This is a genomic window from Ruegeria sp. AK4 (assembly GCF_056541025.1).
The window spans coordinates 1-15,270 of record NZ_JBQFXS010000002.1; the positions used below are offsets into that span (position 1 = coordinate 1).

14 protein-coding genes and 2 pseudogenes are annotated in these 15,270 nt (G+C 54.7%); 5 read left to right on the forward strand and 11 right to left on the reverse strand.

Annotation, left to right across the window (positions count from 1 at the left end; genetic code table 11):
* Nucleotides 1-326: 326 nt before the first annotated feature.
* Both ACR0EZ_RS03965 and ACR0EZ_RS03970 read right to left on the reverse strand, forming a co-directional pair.
* Complete coding sequence (locus tag ACR0EZ_RS03965) at nt 327-788, reverse strand: LysR substrate-binding domain-containing protein (RefSeq protein ID WP_480611801.1); 462 nt, start codon at nt 786-788, stop codon at nt 327-329.
* Between the two features lie 456 nt (nt 789-1,244).
* Entirely contained in the window at nt 1,245-1,982 is a 738-nt protein-coding gene (locus ACR0EZ_RS03970) for a helix-turn-helix transcriptional regulator (protein ID WP_480611174.1), read from the reverse strand.
* A 74-nt stretch (nt 1,983-2,056) separates the two neighbouring features.
* On the opposite strand from ACR0EZ_RS03970, the gene ACR0EZ_RS03975 reads away from it, so the two are divergent.
* Nucleotides 2,057-2,380 carry an antibiotic biosynthesis monooxygenase family protein gene (locus ACR0EZ_RS03975; protein WP_480611177.1) on the forward strand — a complete coding sequence of 108 codons (324 nt, stop codon included), beginning with the start codon at nt 2,057-2,059 and terminating at the stop codon, nt 2,378-2,380.
* A gap of 104 nt (nt 2,381-2,484) precedes the next feature.
* On the opposite strand, the gene ACR0EZ_RS03980 is transcribed toward ACR0EZ_RS03975, so the two are convergent.
* Nucleotides 2,485-3,237 (reverse strand): SDR family oxidoreductase, encoded by a 753-nt coding sequence (locus ACR0EZ_RS03980; protein ID WP_480611179.1) that lies wholly within the window; start codon nt 3,235-3,237, stop codon nt 2,485-2,487.
* Between the two features lie 223 nt (nt 3,238-3,460).
* On the opposite strand from ACR0EZ_RS03980, the gene ACR0EZ_RS03985 reads away from it, so the two are divergent.
* Entirely contained in the window at nt 3,461-4,234 is a 774-nt protein-coding gene (locus ACR0EZ_RS03985; RefSeq protein ID WP_480611181.1) for a methylated-DNA--[protein]-cysteine S-methyltransferase, read from the forward strand.
* Complete coding sequence (locus ACR0EZ_RS03990; RefSeq protein WP_480611184.1) at nt 4,231-4,980, forward strand: 2OG-Fe(II) oxygenase; 750 nt, start codon at nt 4,231-4,233, stop codon at nt 4,978-4,980. Before ACR0EZ_RS03985 ends, ACR0EZ_RS03990 begins: the two co-directional genes overlap by 4 nt.
* 226 nt (nt 4,981-5,206) lie before the next feature.
* Here ACR0EZ_RS03990 and ACR0EZ_RS03995 read toward each other — a convergent pair whose 3' ends face one another.
* From ACR0EZ_RS03995 to ACR0EZ_RS04015, 5 genes are all read right to left on the reverse strand, one after another.
* On the reverse strand, nt 5,207-5,878 hold the full coding sequence (locus ACR0EZ_RS03995; RefSeq protein WP_480611187.1) for a response regulator transcription factor: 672 nt from the start codon (nt 5,876-5,878) through the stop codon (nt 5,207-5,209).
* Nucleotides 5,879-5,977: 99 nt separating this feature from the next.
* Nucleotides 5,978-7,561, reverse strand: coding sequence for a sensor histidine kinase (locus tag ACR0EZ_RS04000; RefSeq protein WP_480611190.1), 1,584 nt, complete (start codon nt 7,559-7,561; stop codon nt 5,978-5,980).
* A gap of 1 nt (nt 7,562) precedes the next feature.
* Nucleotides 7,563-9,092: an ABC transporter transmembrane domain-containing protein gene (locus ACR0EZ_RS04005; protein ID WP_480611192.1), complete on the reverse strand. Its 1,530-nt coding sequence runs from the start codon at nt 9,090-9,092 to the stop codon at nt 7,563-7,565.
* Nucleotides 9,089-10,153 carry a P-loop NTPase family protein gene (locus ACR0EZ_RS04010; protein WP_480611195.1) on the reverse strand — a complete coding sequence of 355 codons (1,065 nt, stop codon included), beginning with the start codon at nt 10,151-10,153 and terminating at the stop codon, nt 9,089-9,091. Before ACR0EZ_RS04010 ends, ACR0EZ_RS04005 begins: the two co-directional genes overlap by 4 nt.
* A gap of 212 nt (nt 10,154-10,365) precedes the next feature.
* Nucleotides 10,366-10,941, reverse strand: a complete 576-nt coding sequence (locus ACR0EZ_RS04015; protein ID WP_480611198.1) for an EF-hand domain-containing protein — start codon at nt 10,939-10,941, stop codon at nt 10,366-10,368.
* Nucleotides 10,942-11,335: 394 nt separating this feature from the next.
* On the opposite strand from ACR0EZ_RS04015, the gene ACR0EZ_RS04020 reads away from it, so the two are divergent.
* The gene (locus ACR0EZ_RS04020; RefSeq protein ID WP_480611200.1) at nt 11,336-11,692 is read left to right on the forward strand and encodes a GFA family protein; all 357 of its coding nucleotides are present in this window, start codon (nt 11,336-11,338) and stop codon (nt 11,690-11,692) included.
* A gap of 456 nt (nt 11,693-12,148) precedes the next feature.
* On the opposite strand, the pseudogene ACR0EZ_RS04025 reads toward ACR0EZ_RS04020, so the two are convergent.
* Nucleotides 12,149-13,167: pseudogene (locus ACR0EZ_RS04025) on the reverse strand (IS110 family RNA-guided transposase).
* Nucleotides 13,168-13,439: 272 nt separating this feature from the next.
* Here ACR0EZ_RS04025 and ACR0EZ_RS04030 point away from each other — a divergent pair.
* Nucleotides 13,440-13,709: an HlyU family transcriptional regulator gene (locus ACR0EZ_RS04030; RefSeq protein WP_480611203.1), complete on the forward strand. Its 270-nt coding sequence runs from the start codon at nt 13,440-13,442 to the stop codon at nt 13,707-13,709.
* Between the two features lie 32 nt (nt 13,710-13,741).
* Here ACR0EZ_RS04030 and ACR0EZ_RS04035 read toward each other — a convergent pair.
* Both ACR0EZ_RS04035 and ACR0EZ_RS04040 read right to left on the reverse strand, forming a co-directional pair.
* Nucleotides 13,742-13,860, reverse strand: a pseudogene (locus ACR0EZ_RS04035) (IS6 family transposase); the annotation flags it as partial.
* Between the two features lie 336 nt (nt 13,861-14,196).
* Nucleotides 14,197-15,222 carry an IS110 family RNA-guided transposase gene (locus tag ACR0EZ_RS04040; RefSeq protein ID WP_480611205.1) on the reverse strand — a complete coding sequence of 342 codons (1,026 nt, stop codon included), beginning with the start codon at nt 15,220-15,222 and terminating at the stop codon, nt 14,197-14,199.
* Between the last annotated feature and the right edge of the window lie 48 nt (nt 15,223-15,270).

Consider the following 15,270-nt stretch of genomic DNA (forward strand, 5'->3'; position numbering starts at 1 on the left):
ACCTGTTCCAAGTTGTAGTCTACACTGCGCAGTCGCAGAAGGTCTCGACCTGTGCAAAATTCTAAGTCAGAACGAGCGACGGACGACTACGCCACACTTAATTTCTTTGTTCGACACCGTGGGCGCAACTGCCTACAAATTTCGCGCACGCAGCGAACGGTGGGTTCGACGGGCCGCTTTGCAGCATCAGTTGGCGACGCTCAAAGACGGCTTTGGGCCGTTAGACGTATCGTGGAAAACGGGGCAGGGGCCAGTGCTGCGTCTGCACGAGGTCCGCAGCAGAGCCCGAAGCAGACACCAGTTCGTGACATCAGACGACCTCAGGTTCAGAGAATTGTTCGCGTGCCGAGATGGTCTGCAAGCTGATCGAATGCCAACCTGATCCTTCGCGCTGTTTGTAACTCAGAGTGTGTGGCCAACCAGATAGGAAACTTGAATGGCTCGTGTTCGGGCAGAACACGCTCCACACCAGGTGTCAGGGCTGCCACATCGTCTGACATAACACTAATGCCGAAACCTTGGCGCACAAGCTCCCATGACACTACCCCGCTCTGCGACCCGATCCGAAAACTCTTGCGGGTTACTTCGATGCCAGCCGGATTGAGAAATCCAATCATCGTGTCGATGTCTCCAAAACCGACGAAATCCAACTTGGCAATTTCTTCTTCATTTCTTGGTCGTCCAACCTGTTCGAGGTACGAACGGGCAGCGTAAAAATGTGCCGTCGCTTCTGCCACGAGCTTTGCAATCAGGTCCGGCTGTGTTGGGCGAACATGCCGAATTGCAATATCTGCCTCGCGCCGCTGATGTCTCGTATGTCATTTGCTGCGACAACGTCGATCTCAAGCCGCGGTGCCGCGAGCCCGATCTGTTTGAGAATAGGATGTCGCTTTTTGCTGGCCTATTTCGGATGGCATTTCCAGACGGTCCGCAGGCTGAGCAGAGTATTAGCACTTTTGTACTTATTGGCATTTTGTTCTTGGCTGTCTCATTCATCACTTGGAAGGCGTATACTGCACCAAGCCAGCCTTAGCAAAATGGCGGCCTTTCCCACCAAGCAGTTCCAGTACCGTGGCCAAGGTCAATTTTGCGTCCTGCGGACGCAGCAGTTTTGCACCTTGCCAATTGGCAGGAATTGGCCGTGTTCGACAGCTCAGTTCTGTACCTTTTCTTCCGTGCTGCGCCGAAGACCAACCTTCCCGCTGTTTTGAAGGGCCTCCATTTCCGCTGGAAGCCACGCATATCTATGGAATGTTAAAGTCGTGTCCCTCCAGACTCTGTTTGAAATCAACCCGAGCCCGCACCTGGAACTTTGAATGTGTTATTCTCGCTGACCGAATTCGATCGCATCGAAAAGTGCGCGGTTGGTCCTTGTCCTGATCCCAAGCGAGCACATACCACACCGGATAGCTGAGCAGCAGATAATGCGGCTCAATTTCCCTTGTCGTTCTTTCTCCTTCTACATCAACGTATTCGATCTCGATCGAGTGGCATGTCAGGAAAGCCTGGTGCAATCTCTCGACACCCGAAGACTCCTGTTGAGCTATGCTGGCCTGCACAAAGAGTGAAGCTGTCTCGCCAATGAGTATACGTGATTTCAATCGGTTGATCTCATGAGATGATTTCGGGGAAAACGACGCCATCAATTTCCTGCGGATCGGTGTTAGGTTTGCCAAGAGGATTGGCGACTGCAAACGCTCTATGACCGCAAGGCTTACTAAGAGATCAACGGCCTCTTGGTAGCTGAGGTTGATCCGCCCGATGCCCCAGCTCCAATGCAGCCGAACACCGCCGCCTCGCCCACGATCCGCTTCAATTGGAAGACCGCGGTCTCTGAGGAGTTCGATGTCGCGCCCAAGAGTTCTTCCACTCACCCCGAGTTCAGCCGCCAATTCACGCACAATTAAGGCGTCGTCTGTTTTTAACCTTGCTGCGAGTAAATCCAGGCGCTGGAGGCGGGAAAATGTGGTCGACTTTTTCACATTATAAAATACGACATATAATGTCATATTTGTCCATAAGACTGTTTTGCGACCTCAAACACAAGGAGAGATTCATGAGTGAGCAAGTGATTGAAATGGCCGAGATCAAACTCGTGGTGGGCAAAACAGAAGCAGACTTGATAGCGGGCGCTGAAAAGATGCGTGAAGAATTTCTTGCTCTGCAGCCTGGCTACGTATCCCACGATCTCGTCCGAACGGGGGGCGGCAAGTACGCGGACATCGTGCGTTGGGAAACCGATCAACATGCACGTGAAGCCATGGGTAAGGCAGAGCAGTCGGCGGTATGCGGAGCGTACTTCACCCTCATGGAGTTCGACCCTGAGAACCCTCATGACGGCGTCTCACATCTCAGCGTTCTATCGGCAGGAAGCAAGTAGCGTAAAACCGAGAAAACTTCATGCCATTCAACCAATAAGGAAACAGAGCTTCCAGAGACTTATCAGCCCACGGCCCGGTCAATGCCGAGCCGTGGATTGCGCTTCTAACCTTTCGTTATGGAGTTGCCACCGTCAGCAGTCATGGCGCTGCCCGTAACGAAAGAGGACTGATCTGAGATCAGGAACATGGCGGCCTTCGCGATTTCCTCTGCTTCCGCCATACGTTTAAGAGCATGAATGCTGGCGACCCACTCGTGCGCCTCGGGATCGTCGCCCGCCATTTCGGTTTTTGTTCCGCCCGGCAAGAGAGCGTTTACACGAATGTTCTCTGCACCATGTTCTACGGCTAGAACCTGTGTCAGCCCAATAAGACCCGCTTTCGAAGCGGCATAAGCCGCCATGCCTGGCAGACCGATTGTGTGCCCAACAAATGTTGAAGTGAGCACGATTGAGCCACCACCCCGCTTGTTCAGTGCCGGAATCTGATGCTTTGCCGCATGAAACGCACTGGTCAGGTTGGTTTCGATGACATTGTCCCAATTGGCGTTTGTCATTTCTGAAATCGGTCCCATGTCTCCTATGACACCGGCGTTATTGAAGGCTGCATCAAGCCCGCCGAATTCAGCTTCCGCCAATTCAACTAACTCTTCCGCGTAGGTATCATCAGCGACATCTCCCGCCAGATAAGCCGCTCTTCCGCCGCTGTCGCGAATCTGGTTGCTGAGGCCAGCCAAACGGTTTTCTCTCCGGGCGCCAAGCACGACATTGGCGCCGTTTGCGGCAAAAAGCGTAGCCGCCGCCTCGCCAATTCCACTGCTCGCACCTGTGATGATCACGGTTTTGTTCTCAAGTAGCATAGTATCTCCAGTTCTGAACTTTCGAGCGAGAGATAACTGTGTGCCAATGTCGGAACGACCCGTTTCATGCGCTTCCGATCCACAGGCCTTCGGGAAGCGCAAGAAACGGGTCGTGAGGCTCGAAGAGCAAACATATCCCTAAGGCAGACGAGGCGAGTTTGACCTGAGACGGAAGCTGGGTCCCAAACACCGCCCCAATCAGAAACTAATGGAGATTTGTCCGATGACGATGCACACATCAGATTTTCCGCAGTCACTTGAATTCGCATTGAGCGATGATGACAGATGGAACGCGGTCAAAGACAACGACGCCACTCTTGACGGTCGTTTTGTCTATGCGGTCCGAACTTCCGGCGTCTATTGCCGCACTTCGTGTCCCTCGAGACTGCCAAAGCGGGAAAACACCACTTTCTTTGATGGGACGGAACAGGCAGAAGCTGCCGGCTTCAGGGCATGCAAGCGCTGCGGTGGTATTCCAGCGCCTCGAAAACCACACGAAGAACTTGTCGGATACGTGATCGAGAAGACCGCAATTGGATACTGCTTGGTTGCAATTGGGCCACGCGCCGTGATGTCGGTTGAGCTCGGAGATAGTCCAGACACCTTGCGCGAAGCGTTCTGTGCCCAGTACATCAATACTGTTGAGTTACAGGCCGACCACGCAGCCATGCGGATCATATCGAACGTGATTGCGATCGTCGAAAACCTGAAATCATCTCATGCAATCCCCTTGGATTTTCAGGGCACGCGTTTCCAGAAGAACGTCTGGAATGCGCTCAGAAGAATTCCTGCTGGCCAGACCGCAACCTATTCCCAGATTGTCAACGCCATAGGGAAGCCGAACGCAGCCCGCGCCGTCGGAGCGGCCTGTGGAGCCAACCGCTTTGCGGTACTGGTGCCGTGCCATCGGGTTGTACGTGCCGACGGTACATCCAAAGGATTCAGGTGGGGATTAGGGCGGAAAGAGCAACTCCTTCAGTTGGAGGCTGCGGCATGAACAAGCACAAAACTCATGAATTGGGCGAACAAATGGTTGGTAGACCGGAACAGCGGGTGGCCCAATACGACTGGGCGGCCATTCACGAGCAGCTTGACCGTGACGGATGCGCCGTACTGACTTCACTGCTCAGTAGAGATGAATGCACGGCGATCGCTAGGCAATACAACGAAGAGGACATCTTTCGCAGCCATATTCACATGAAGCGTCACGGCTTTGGGCAAGGAGAGTACAAGTACTATTCCTACCCGTTGCCTGGTGTCATCAGTCAGCTTCGAAGCAAGCTCTATGCTCGGCTCGCGCCGATCGCCAACACATGGGCTGAGCGAATGGGGACGGGCATTCAGTACCCAGAAATGCACTCCGATTATCTGGATATGTGCCATAGAAGTGGGCAGGAGCGTCCAACCCCCTTGCTACTTCAATATGTGGAAGGCGACTTCAATTGCCTCCATCAAGACCTGTATGGGGACCTGTTCTTTCCTCTTCAAGTCGCTTGCCTGCTTTCGGAGCCCGGGCGTGATTTCAGGGGAGGTGAGTTCGTATTGACAGAACAGCGACCGCGAATGCAGAGCCGCCCGCAGGTTGTCTCACTTGGCCAAGGTGATGCAGTAATTTTTGCGGTGAACACGCGACCAGTCAATGGTGCGCGTGGGGATTATCGCGTCACGATGCGACATGGGGTTTCACGCCTAGAGGAAGGGCATCGCCACACACTTGGCATCATTTTTCACGACGCAAAGTGAACGGAGCATCGTGGTGGGCTGAAGCCATAATCGCGCAGAAAATCGGGCTCTGATTTCAAGGCGGCGATAAATCTCTGATTGCTGGTCAATGTCCGTTTTGGCGAAGCTGCACTGCGGCGTTGCAGGACAAGTCGGATGACCGGTATGGGGCCGGAATGACTATTTTCTAGAATTCCGAATTCGCCGAGGTCATCTAGACCTACAGACAGAGTTTTCAGTGTGTTTGTCAACTCATCCTATACCCAACATTTCTGAGCGTTACGATCCGTTGACCTTCTGCTCCGATTTTGCGCCTTAGGCGGCCAACGTAAACGTCGACGACGTTGGTTAATGGATCTTCGCTCATGCCCCATACGGAGTTGAGGATGCGCTCTCGGGACAGAACCCTACCCACATTGGTCAGAAATAGCAGAAGAAGATCGCGTTCTTTTTTGGACAGTTGCACCTCTTCGCCAGCTACGGATACGTGAAGGGAGCGCCGGTCGAAGCTTAGGGTTCCACATGTTATGACGGACCCCCCAAGATCGCTGGCATAATTGTTGGCACGCCGGTGCAGGGCCTCAACGCGCGCGATGAGTTCGTCGAAATCAAAGGGTTTCGAAAGATAGTCGTCAGCGCCGATTTTCAGCCCTTCGATCCGTTCTTCGGGGCTGTCAAGCGCTGTCAGCATCAGGATTGGGATTTTCGATTTACGGGCACGCAGTTTACGGCAGACATCCTGCCCTTGAATTCCCGGCAGCATCAGATCCAAAAGGATGACATCGTATTCTCCGGTAGCCGCGTATTCCAGTGCATCTTCCCCGCTTGAGGCATGATCGACAGTCCAGCCTTCTGCAGACAAACCACGACGGATGAAATCGGCAACGCGTACCTCGTCTTCCACAAGTAGAATATTCATGTCACCCTCAATTCACTTGGTGCTTCTATCCATCACAATGACAAAAGGAGTATGGCCGCATCGGTTCTGGAAACAGAAATTCAGATATACAAAACAACATCAGCCCGTCTCTCGCCACGTATCAGGTTGCACAACTTTCATCCGTGGGCCTTTGGGCAGTGTTAAGACAATTTTCAAACCACCCTCTCGACGGTCTTGCAGATCAACGGTTCCACCATGGGCTTCGACGATTGACTTAACGACCGGAAGGCCAAGACCGCTGCCCTCGATCCCCTGGCCCGACGCGTTCGAACCTCGGTAGAAACGATTGAATGCCTGGGACTTTTCTGCGGCGCTCAACCCTGGCCCATCATCTTCGACCGTAATCGAGCAGAAGGCGAGGCCTTCATCCAGCTTGGCCTCAATCGCAGGGCCGCCATAGCGTCGGGCGTTCTGCAGCAGCGCAAGCAAGGACTGGCGCAGGCGGACTTCGTCAACGGAGGCGAGAACTTTGTCCGCGGGTGTTACGACCTGAACCGGATCAGGGAACATGGCGACCGCATCGTGCAATATCTTTCGCAGGTCGGTCTTCCTGCGATCAAGGCGAAGCTGGCCCGCCTCGAACCGGGCGACGGTCAGCATATCGTCGACAATCTGATTGGTGTGTTTTGCAGAATCCCGGATACGGGCGAGGGAATCCGAGACCTCTACTGACAGTTTGTCAGATGTCCTTAATGTTACATCGGCCTCTCCAAGTATGATCGCCAACGGTGTGCGCAATTCGTGACTTATATCGGCCATCAGTTGCTTTCGGTTCTCTTCCCCAGTCTCGAGTTTATCAATGAGCTGCTGAAGCTCGGACGTTCTTGCCGCGACAGTTTGCTCGAGCTGTCTTTTTTGTTCCGCGCGGCTGGCTTCGCGCGCAGCCAATCCTTCGGCCATGCCGTTCAGAACCACGCCAAGCTCCCTGAACTCACGGCTGCCACCCAGGTTCACAGGCTCGGAATAATCGGCCCTGCGAAGGTGGCCAATGGCTTCAGCAAGTCGGATCAATGGCTTTCTGATCTGGCGATTAAACGACATAAGGGCGACCAGAAGCACTCCGATTGCAGCCGCGACAATCATGTAGACCAATCGCTTGTTCCATTCCCGGAAAGCTGTGGCCTCGGTCAGAACGTCTTCAACTTCCTCGATTTCCTCGTCGAGCGCGGACTTGATTTTTCGGTCCAGTTCGTCGTCGATATCTCCGTCCAGAAGGGCTGCCAGACGTTCGATGCGAACAAATGTTTCAATCGGGCTGCCTTCTGCTGTGAGACTGGCAATGGCTGCGTTCACAGATTCGATATCGTCCTCAATTTGATCTAGCAGTTCCAGTTCTTCGATTTCCTCGTCACCAACCATTTGGATTTCACGAGCAATGACATCGCGAATGTCTTCAAGAGTTTGCGCGATTTTGACCTGTAGTTCCGCTTCCCGGGCGCCGTCATCCCGATCCCCGATCAGAAGCGCGTCCCCATGCTGTTTGAACAGACGATAAAGGTCTGCTTCTAGCCGGAGATGGAGCCCATAGGACTCCTGGGCCAACAGTATCCGGGCATCCCACCAGCGGGTTTTTTCCAGACTGTAAAGGGTCAACCACGCAAGCCCGCCCAGAAACCCGACAAGTACAGCGGCGTATATTCCGAACAGGGTGGATGAGCGCATATCAATTGACCTTTGAAATCTCATCCATTTTAGAGGGGGCGGAGCCGTCGGCCAATATGATCGTTGCCGAGGAAAGTTTTTGAAACGTTGCAAGCAGTTCAGCCACCTGATGTCGGCAGGCAATCCATCTGATCGAGGCAATCACTACGACTTCGGCCTTGCCCAGTACGGCGCGGGCAAGATCCAGACGCAAAGTCTGATCAGATGTCAACCCGTGACCGTTTTCCGCGACGCGCTGGTCGAGCCCTTCGGTGGCCATAAGCAGGTCGGATAGACCCAATTGCCGCAGTACCTTCGCGATCCTGCGGTCACTGGGGCGTTTCCTGCACATCAAGGTTGCGGATCGGCGCAAACTGCCCTGAAGCCCGATATGAGTGTCTCCGATAAAAGCGAGTTTTGGCGGGACTTGCTGATCACCATAGCGAACTGCGATGCCCTCATGAGTGTCAAATCCCGCGATACATCGCGCGAGCCTGCTGGCATTTGGCCCCCTCATCTCCGAGACGCTGTTCGGTCGGGCGACAAATGTAACAGGCGTTCCGTCAAGCTCTCCGGTGACGTCAATTCCCATGGTATTGGTCTGATTTGCGATTCTTCTTTTTACCGTTGGCTCTGAAAGAAGCCGTTGAGATTTCTCACGCGCGACTTGCCAGGCGCAGTGATAATCCCATGCGCTGGCGAGGTGTTGTAGAGGCAGCGCGATCAACGCCATCACTGCAAGACAAGCTGCAACGGTTGCAGGTGCGATGCCTGTTCCGCCGGCCCGCCAAAGCATCAACAGACCTGCGAACGCCACACCCAATTGCAGGATTATTTGAAGGCCCGCTACAATGCCACGGCGCGCAAGCGCATCGTTGCGAAGCGATACACCCTGCGCGTCGAGCTTTTGCAATTCACGGTTTGTCCGGCCCATAAGATCGAGCTCGGGGGCAATCGCAATCCGCTCGGTCATGGAGATCGCAATGTTGGCCCGGCGGCGGCGCAGTATTCGGTGGCGATACTCAAGATGCCAGGCTATCGCTGCCACTAGCAGCAGCGTCAGACCAAGTACTGTCATTCCACTGACCGCAAGAGCGGGGTGAAGGTAGTACAAAATGGCTGCCGCGCCCGGGATAACGACTGCTGCCGCGCAGACGCTCGGCAAACCGCGCCCAAACCACAGGCGGGCCGCCGAAAGATCACCAACAAACCGTAAAGATAACGCGCCAACCCGGCGTCTCTCGTGGCGTGATTTGGGAAGTTGTGCGATTTGCTGATAGAGCGCGCGCCGCAATGATATTGCATAGCTCTGGCCAAGCGCTTCCGCACGATATCGTGAAAGGAATAGACACACGGCAGCGATCACACCGGAGGCGGCCAATTGCCATAGGATCTCGTGGGCGGGCGCACGACCCGCGTGGATCGCTTCAAACGCGCCCCGTGTTGCGAGGGCGGCCATTGCCAGGGCTATCGCCTGAACGACGCCGCTTGATACCACGAGGACCGCATCGATGATGCGGTCCCGTGTGGCCAACCTGGGGAAGGGGGTCATGCGGCCACGTTCTCTGGTTCATGCCGCATCAGAGGGGCAACATGTTGTGCGATCATTGCAGGCGACCAAAGATCTTCACGCGACAGGATCGGGCACCCGGTGGCTTCAAACGCTTCGGCTGAAGCGAGGGGTGAGCAACTTACCCGCCCGGAAATCGCAAATGGGCTTAGCCCAACCCGTCTCAGCACAGTAATACCGCCCAATGCGCTCAGCGCGTCTGGCGCTGCAAACAGGATGCCATCCAGACGATCCCGAATGCGCGAGGATTTAAGGATTGCGCGTGTTTCCTGTTGGAACACGCCGTCTGCGATTTCTACAACCACCACTTCGGCCCCTCGCGATGCGGCTGTAGCTATAAGCGTGTCAAAGCCCGTTTCGATCTTCTCCAAAGACATCCGATAGGTTGTCGCCATTCCTACATCCGTAAAATCAAGCGCAACCGCGCCTGCATCCTCAAAACTGTTGAAATCGCCGAAGGCGCCGGTGCCTGTGGCTTTTACACCTGCCACAGAATACCCCGCGCGCATCAAGCCATGGCCCAGGCTTGAAGCAGCGGTTGTCTTGCCGGAGTTCATCGATGCCCCAAATACGCCGATTACGGTTACCCGGTCATTGGCGGGCAATTGTGGCAGAGCATAATCCACGATATTGATCACTTGATCTTTGGCGTTGGTCAGAAGCCCGAGGGGCTTCAGCCGCGTTGGTTCTTCCATGCGGATATGCGCGACATCCACCCGGCCCGCTACACCACCACCCGCAACCAGATCAATGAGATCATCGTCGACAACAGCACTGGCAAGGAATTGATCCGGCGCATAGCGATCACCCAGGCACAGTACCACAAAATCGCCTGGATAGCTGGTCGAAACTCGCCGCTCGGCGAGCTGTATTTTCTTGTGGTGCCCGATCTCGACGATCTCGCAGAGGATCAGATCGCCTGCTTTTGCACTGCTCGTCTGAGTGTTGAGGCCGTAAACATCCGACCGAACAACGCGGCGGGTTGTGAATGCCCATTTTGCGATTTCGCAAGCACTTATGGGGATTGGGGAAAACTGTGTCATGCTTTGCTCCGTGGCTGACGTGTCCATGGTTTCATCTTGTCAGCACCGTGTGAGAAAGGTTGCAAAGGTGCATGAAGGGATGTGGTGCGATTGAATGAACAGCAGATGAACGCGTTGTCTGGGCGGGAACTTAGATTCGTAGCGGCCTCAATATTCTGAGCAGGCAGAGATGCTGGGATTGAGCTTAGCACCCAACGACGGCTGGTCGATGATCAGTCGTCATCGCCGTCATCATCCCCATCGTCGTTCCCGTTGTCATCTCCACCGTCATCATCACGGTCGTCACCGCCACCCTTTCCGCCAGAGCCGCCATTGTCGTCGTTTCGCTCCCCTCCTTTCCGATTTCCCCGATCTTCACGTCCGTCTCGATCTTCATTCTTCCTGTCCGAGCTTTGCCGCAATTCCCTGATCGTAATGCGGCTGTCACCATTTCGGTCGATATCGTCAATCAACCTGCGCGCGCCTGCTTCCCCGAAGGCAGCCACAAGTTCATTGAAACTAAGAACGCCGTCAGAGTTTGTATCGATAGATCGAAAGCTCGCTGTCTGTGCAGTGGCCATGTCCGATAGACCAATGCTGACCATCAGGGTAATGGCGAAAATGAACGAACAGAACCTATGGCGGAATGTTCTTTTTCTGCACTTCACCGCCTCGCGTCGATCCAACAACAAAGATATCCCTTTAACCGACGATTGTTCTTTAAGAACCAACGCGTTTCTAACCCAGTAGGACAAGGTAGCGCGCTCAGATGAAGCGCTATTATTTTGCGGATGAACGTCAGATGACAACCTCTAGTATTTTTGCCAGTTGACGTTTGGAGCGAGGTCATGTGTTGGCAATCGACGACATAGAGGGAGTGAGCGTCGTCTAGCTCGAGCTGTTTTCGAGCAGGTTTGGTCTCAATTTGGGTATTGCGATACCAGTAAAGAGTGATGTCTCGCACAAATTTTCGCTTTTAGGGTGCCGTTGCGGCAACCGAAAGACGTTTTCAAGGTCGGCTTTTGGGCTAGTTGAATAGGTAGAGTGAATTGGGGCAGGGGTGTATGCTGTGTCAGGTCCTGGGTCTGCAACGAGCTCAACTTGACCCTGAGCTCCAACGTTTTCCGCTGATGAAACGTCCAATAATATCCATCTCAATATCCACCTGCGTCCTATGTTCCTAGTGGTTTGGAGAAAAATCGAATGGCGACGCGTGGGTATTGTCTGTGTAAAAAAACAAGCTGGGTCTATCGGGGTGATCAAACATGGGCGTGCTATTGCCACTGCGATGACTGCCGTCGGAATTGTGCCGCACCGGTGGTCGCATGGTTCGGTGTGCCGATAGAAAAATTTCAGTGGACCGGTGATAAACCCCGCACTTACGAAATCTCCAAAGGCGTTTTAGGCACTTTTGCGGGACGTGCGGGTCACCCGTTGGATTTGAAGCCGATCACTATCCGGGTGGTATGCACCTTTTTGCTGCGTCGCTCGAAAACCCGGAAGATTTCAAACCGACTTTTCACGTCAACAACCAAAGGAAGTTGCAGTGGCTGCAAATGACTGATGACCTCGACGCGTGTGAAGGCACATTGCTTCTCATCCCTAATGACCCAGACGGATACCAGTAGTTGGGGAAACCATCTGATTTTCCAAATGGCAACTAAGTCCGCTCTTGAGACCATGGCCATCACCAAAGTTTAGCAGGCGAAGTGAACGACAGCTATGTGGGCTGCGGCCGCAGAAACTTGATAGGAGGCCAACGACCTCTGTGGGTGGCTCCCGCATTGCAAGAGTTTTTTGGTGATGTTTGCGGGTATTTTGTCAGTACCTTCGTCTGTCCGGCCTGTTTGCGTGGCGGCATTGTCGCCACTGGCCTTGATGAATTCCGCGAGCGAGGTTCCAATCGGCTTATCGACCTCTGAGGGTCGCTGCCGTTCCCGGAGTGTCCTTGCTCTTGGTTGACTTAATTCCGCATCATCACTTCAACGTCTTGCATCTCCTGGGCAGTCGGCGCGGTTAGAACGCAGGCTGCTGGTATTCCTGTTTCTTCGTGAGCATCGCCCAGATGGCTCGAGCGGCCTTGTTGGCCATGGCGGTTGTTGCCAATCGGAATGGTTTGTCTGCGATAATTCTCGCTGTCCACAGATCGACCTTCTCTGGCGAACGTTTCGCCATCACGGCACGCGATGTCATGCCTACGACCAACAGCTTGCGAATGTAGCGATCACCTTGCTTGGTGATCTTGCCCAGACGTTCCTTGCCACCGCTGGATTTGTTGAGCGGGGTCAGTCCCAACCACGCCGCCAGATCGCGTCCGGTCCGGAACTGTTTTGCATCACCGATCGTTGCGATGATCGCTGACGCCGTGATCGGCCCGATGCCAGGCATGCGCGTTAATCGGCGTGCGTCAGCATTCAGCAGGACTGTTGTTCGATCATCTTCGAATAGCCGTCAATGCGCTCGTTCAGGCCAATGAACTGATAGCACTGTATGCCAAGCATCCCGTTGGCGATCTCCGGCATTTCTGGATGGTCGCCATCATGGTGACGCTTTGCAAAAGCCGTCACTGCTTCGATCCCAATGGGCAAGATATGCCCAAACTCGCGCAGCAAGCTGCGGATCATGTTGGCCAGTTGGGTGCGCTGCCGGACGGCCAGATCTCGAGGCCGGTGGATTGAGAGAATGGCTTGCTGCTCTTCCGTCTTGATCTCGACAAATCGCATGGTTGGTCGACGGACCGCTTCACAGATTGCCTCAGCATCAACGGCGTCGTTCTTGCCGCGCTTCACGTAGGGTTTGACGTATCCGGCCGGCATGAGCTTCACATCGTGCCCCAATTTTCGCAGCTGGCGGCCCCAGTGATGGGACGAACCGCATGCCTCCATGCCGACGACACAGGGCGGAAGCGTCTCAAAGAAGCGGAGCAGCTTCGCTCGCTTGATGGCTTTGTTGAAAATCACGCGGCCGTTCTCTGAAATGCCGTGAATTTGAAAAACATCCTTGGCCAGATCCAGGCCGACGGTCTTTACTGTCATTGGGTGGCTCCTTTCCTAGCAGTCAATCACAACTGCACTTTGGCACATTCGATGCCGGTGGAGCAGGAGCCACCCACCTCATCCGCTTGGGGCCGTCCAAGCCAGGGAGAATGGTGCTAAGGAATGGGCTTTCACCGTGGATCGGGACGTATTAGACCACGCACGGAGCGGCCACCGGATCGAGAACCAGTGTTCTGATGGCGCGACATGCTTCACGCCTGCCCTGAGCGGCGCTAGACTCCGGGCCAAGCAACGCAGAAAGGAGCCGCCCAATGTCCCTCTTCTCTAAACTCTTTGGTCGCGGAGAAAATTCGGAGCCAGAGCTGGTCACTTATAAAGGGTTCGAAATCTTCCCCGACCTGATGCCCGAAGGTGGCAAATACCGCCTTTTGGCCCGCATCGAAAAGACCATCGACGGAGATCGCAAGACCCATACGGTGATCCGGGCAGATGTCTTTGAAACCCGGGATCAGGGCGAAAGCTTCAGTATCGCCAAGGCGAAGCAAGTGATTGACGAGCAGGGCGAGCGCATTTTCGATTAAGTAAACAGGTAGCCTAACGTAAGCGTTGCACCGATACCCCGCTCCCCCATGATTTCCTCAGGTCGCGATATGTAACGCCGCATCGAACGTAGAAAAAAACTGCGTACAGGATCACATCTTTCGGATAATGCGCACCTTTGAAAGGAACCAAAAATCAACCGTCGGCTGGAAAAGAGCCCACGCAGCACAAGTGCTGAAGCTACGAGGGTCAATGGTCAAAAGATTACAACATTTGTAGACGCCCAAAACGCAAGAGGTAACTTGGTCGGTCTTTAGCATCGGTTCGGGTACTGACATGTGTTCGGCCTGTTGCGCGGCCGTTGCACATGCCGCTGGCCCCTATGGTGTTAGCGGATCCGGTCCAATTCAAAACCACGTGCTCGAAGCACTCTGTTGCAAGCTGGTTTTCCCGATCCGGTCTCACGATCCTGATGCCATACCGTCCATTGTCCTCTTCCGTTTTCGCCGCCTCGCGGCCGCAAACGCTTTACGCCTTAGCAGCCGGAGCCCGGTAGACTTCTCCTGTGCTCATCAAAGCCCAAACGATCCTCGCCATCTTGTTCGCAAGGGCCACGCGAACCAGCATTGGCGGCTTGCGTTCGATCATGCGGGCTAGCCAGGGATCCGTTCCCATTCTGGTTCGAGCACGCCACATGACAACGCTGTTGGCGCCGATGATCAATAATCGCCTGAGCGAACGTTCTCCCATTTTTGTTGTCGCCCCGAGGCGCTGTTTTCCCCCTGTCGAATGCTGTCTTGGAACCAGCCCGAGCCAGGTGGCGAAATCCCGACCACGGCGGAATGTTTCCGGCGGCGGGGCCAGGGCAACCAGCGCAGTTGCGACGAGCGGGCCAATTCCAGGCACCGTCATCAAGCGGCGTGCCATCTCGTTTGACCGCGCGCGGCGGGCAATCTCGGCATCCAGTGCTTTGATCTGACCGTCTAGCTGGCCCAGCATGCTGATCAGCCTTTCAAGGCACTCCCGGGCCACATTCGGGATTGCGCTATCGCCAGCGTCCACCAACGCAACCAGCTTGCGAATATTGACCGCGCCTTGCGGGGCCACCTGACTGAGCTCTCCAAGGTGACCTCGCACAGCATTGATCAATTGCGTGCGCTGCCGGACCAACAGCTCGCGAGCCCGAAGAACCATCGCGGACGCCTGGGTCTCTTCGCTCTTCACGGCAACAAAGCGCATCGTTGGTCGGCTTGCAGCTTCACAGATCGCTTCTGCATCGGCCATATCGTTCTTCTGACGTTTGACGAATGGTTTCACGTAGGCCGGATGGATCAACCTGACTTCGTGACCCAAACGACCGATCTCTCGCCCCCAGTAATGCGCACTGGCACAGGCCTCCATTGCAACCACGCAACGCGGCAATTTGGCAAAGGACTCGAGGACCTGGCCTCTGCGCAGTTTCTTACGAACAACAGGGTGACCTGTTCTATCCGCTCCGTGCACCTGGAACACATTCTTCGCCAAATCCAGACCAATCATGCTAATCTCTTCCATAGACGCCTCCATTCAGGTTGTTTGCAAACCCACAATGGCACATTGAGG